This window comes from Actinomadura montaniterrae (assembly GCF_008923365.1).
In the GTDB taxonomy this organism is placed as follows: domain Bacteria; phylum Actinomycetota; class Actinomycetes; order Streptosporangiales; family Streptosporangiaceae; genus Spirillospora; species Spirillospora montaniterrae.
On the sequence record NZ_WBMR01000455.1, the window covers coordinates 1 to 2005 of the forward strand.

2 protein-coding genes are annotated in these 2005 nt (G+C 78.3%); both read right to left on the reverse strand.

Annotated features, from left to right (window positions below):
* Positions 1 to 1047: selenocysteine-specific translation elongation factor (gene selB, locus F9B16_RS50225; protein ID WP_151547318.1), on the reverse strand; the 1047-nt coding region annotated here is incomplete at its 3' end.
* Between the two features lie 2 nt (positions 1048 to 1049).
* Positions 1050 to 2005 (reverse strand): L-seryl-tRNA(Sec) selenium transferase (gene selA, locus F9B16_RS50230; RefSeq protein WP_151547319.1); only part of this gene is annotated, 956 nt, incomplete at its 5' end.

Genomic DNA, 2005 nt, shown 5'->3' on the forward strand with positions numbered 1-2005 from the left:
GGCGCCGCGCCGGGTGAACGGCTCGGGCCGCACGTCGAGGACCGCGACCCCGGCCGGGACGCGGTGCCGGCCGGGGTCGCGCAGCAGGGCGGTGTCCCCGGCGCGCAGCGGCAGCGGCCGCTCCAGCGCGAGCCGTGCGGTGTCGTCGCCGAGGGCGCGGACGTGCACCGGGACCGCCGCGGAGCCGACGTGCAGGACGAGCCGCCGCGGCAGGTCGCGGGCGGGGTCGCCGTGCAGCCGGACGTCGACGAGGTCGGTGGCGAGCCAGCGTCCGGGGGTGAGCAGCGCGTCGCCGCGGCGGATCCCGTCGTCGGCGCCGTGCAGGTTGACGGCGACGCGGGCGACGGCGCCGACCTCGTCCCGCTGCTCCTTGAGGCTCTGCAGGCCGCGGACCCGGACAGTCGCGCCGCCGGCCACCAGCCGGTCGCCGGTGCGGATCGTCCCGGCGCCGAGCGTGCCGGTGACGACCGTGCCGCGGCCCTGGACGGTGAAGACGCGGTCGATCCACAGCCGGACGTCGGCGCTCCGGTCGGGTTCGGGAAGCGCGGCGGTGAGGTCGGCGAGCGCGGCGCGCAGGTCGTCGAGGCCCTGCCCGGTGGCGCCGCTGACCTCGACGGCGGCGACCTCGCCGAGGGACGTGGCGGCGATCCGCTCGAGCGCGTCGGCGCGGACGCGCGCGGCGGTCGCGGCGTCGGTGAGGTCGCGGCGGGTGACGGCGAGCAGGCCGTGCCGAACGCCGAGCGCGTCGAGGACCGCGAGGTGCTCCTGCGACTGCCGCTGCCAGCCCTGGTCCGCGGCGACGACGAACATGGCCGCCGGGACGGGCCCGACTCCGGCGAGCATGGTCGCGACGAACCGCTCGTGGCCCGGGACGTCGACGAACGCGAGCGGTTCGCCGCCGAGCGGCGCGGTCCAGGCGAAGCCCAGCTCGATGGTGAGGCCGCGGCGCCGCTCCTCCTCCAGCCGGTCGGGCTCCATCCCGGTCAGCGCGCGGACGAGCGTGGACTTGCCGTGGTCGACGTGCCCGGCGGTCGCGACGACGTGCATGCTCATCCTCCTTCCGCCGCGCGGACCACCGCGCGGGCGAGGGCGTCGTCCTGGCCGGGCGGGACGGCGCGCAGGTCGAGCAGGCAGCGGCCGTCCTCGACGCGTCCCATCACGGCGGGCGTGCCGTGCCGCAGCAGCGCGGCGTACGGCTCGGGCAGCGAGACCGCGGCGCTCGGCAGGACGACGCCGGGCGCGCCGCCGCCGCCCACCGCGGCGTCGCTGTCGGCGGGCGCCGCGTCGACGCCCGCCTCGCGCAACCGGTCGGCGAGCCGCCGCGCGCGCTCGCGCAGCGACGTGACGTCGGCGTGCAGCGCCTCGTCGGTCGGGGTGCGGGGGCCGCGGACGGTGGCTTCGAGCGCGGCGAGCGTCAGCTTGTCGACACGCAGCGCGCGCGCCAGCGGATGCCGGGACAGCCGCCGCACGTACTCCTCCTTGCCCAGGACGAGCCCGCATTGCGGGCCGCCGAGCAGCTTGTCGCCGCTGGCGGTGACGAGGTCGGCGCCCGCCTTCAGCCAGGTGGCCGCGTCGGGCTCGTCCGGCAGCAGCGGTTCGGGTTCGAGCAGGCCGGAGCCGATGTCGGCGACGACCGGGACGCCGAGCCCGGCCACCTCCGCGACGTCCGCCGACCGGGTGAAGCCGGTGACGCGGAAGTTGGACGGGTGCACCTTGAGGATGAAGCCGGTGCCGGGACCGACGGCCGCCGCGTAGTCGTCCGGCGAGGTGCGGTTCGTGGTGCCGACCTCGCGGAGCCGGGCGCCGGTCGCGGCGAGCAGCTCCGGGATGCGGAACCCGTCGCCGATCTCCACCATCTCGCCGCGGCTGATCACGATCTCGCGGCCGCCGCCGGCGAGCGCCGTCGCGGCCAGCACCAGCGCCGCGGCGCCGTTGTTCACCACGTGCGCCGCCTCGGCCGCCGGGACGGCGTCGAGCAGCGCGGCCAGCGCGGACCGGCCGCGCC